This window comes from bacterium, from assembly GCA_009926305.1.
Taxonomy (GTDB): domain Bacteria; phylum Bdellovibrionota_C; class UBA2361; order UBA2361; family RFPC01; genus RFPC01.
This window is the reverse complement of the sequence record RFPC01000239.1, coordinates 1-1230: the sequence shown is the minus strand read 5'-3', so window position 1 is coordinate 1230 and position 1230 is coordinate 1. Positions and strand designations below refer to the sequence as shown.

Sequence of the window (1230 nt, the reverse complement as noted above, 5' to 3'; positions counted from 1 at the left end):
GTCGAATAGTAAAAGACGAAGAAGCGCACAGGGGGAGGCATTTACTATGGGATATCATCCTCGGATTGAAACAAGTGAGTACACAGATTTTCTCACAACACGGACAAGAAACTCTCAGCTATGGTTTGTAAACAACCAAAGGCTACAAGAAGCGATTCTTGGATACGCAGCGAAGTATACGACGATTCATAACGTCTCCCTCTATGCACTCGCCATTGAAGGGAACCACATCCAAGCTCCTGCTCACTTTAGTAACGGAAATAGAGCCCTCTTCATGCGAGACTTTAACGCAAGTGTCGCTCGTGCCGTTCCACGGTACTGTCAGAACTATCCAGGGGGAAACCTCTGGGGAAGACGCTACTCTCAGGAGTTTCTCCCTGGGGAAGCAGATGTAGAAGAGTACTTCTTTTATACCGTGCTCCAACCAGTACAAGATGGGCTCGTAGAGAAGCTCTCAGAGTACCCAGGGTATAACTGTTTTCACGATGCAGTGTGGGGGATAAAGCGGAGGAAGAAAGTCGTTAACTGGGGGGCGTTATATGAGGCGCGTCGGTGGAACCAGAAGGTGAGTGTAAAAGAGTACACGGTAGAATACGTACTAGAGTACAAGCGGTTACCTGGGTATGAGGAGCTCTCACAAAAGGAGTACGCCCGGGTGATGCATGAGAAGTTAGAAGCAAGGCGGGTGGAGATAGTAAGAAAGCGGTATGAGTCAGGTAAGGGGTTTGCTGGGAGGAAAGGAGTAAAGTCTATTACTCCTGGTGCCTATCCGCGTACTACGAAGCGTTCTCATGCAAGCTCACATCGGCCCAGAGTCTTATGTGTTTGTCCTAAGAGGCGTGCAGAGGCTCTTAATTGGTATTTTGAGATGTACTTTGAGTACCAGAAGGCTTCTCGGAAGTACCGGGTTGAGGGGGAATTCATGTTAGAGTTTCCTCCTGGTATGTATAAGCCACCGCTTCCGCCAGAAAGTGCTGCACCGGCACTGCAAGCAGCATAGTTTCTTAACTCGGTGAGAGTTCAGATTTCAGCTAATGTGTTGAAGTGAAGAGAGAGCTACTGCCTCTCATGGCTTCTCCGCGCTGTGACTCTACTAAAAGACACCGTAATGCCCTCACAGCCCCCTGTATTACACTCGTAAAACGAAAACTCCTCGTTCACGGCGCACCTTCTAAGACTCATTCATAACACTTCGCAATAATATGACTCCTCGCGGTCGTGTGCCCTCTG

General features: G+C 48.8%; 1 protein-coding gene. It reads left to right on the top strand.

The features are described from left to right. Window positions 1–46: 46 nt before the first annotated feature. On the top strand, window positions 47–1000 hold the full coding sequence (locus EBR25_14160) for a hypothetical protein (GenBank protein ID NBW42114.1): 954 nt from the start codon (window positions 47–49) through the stop codon (window positions 998–1000). Window positions 1001–1230 lie beyond the last annotated feature (230 nt).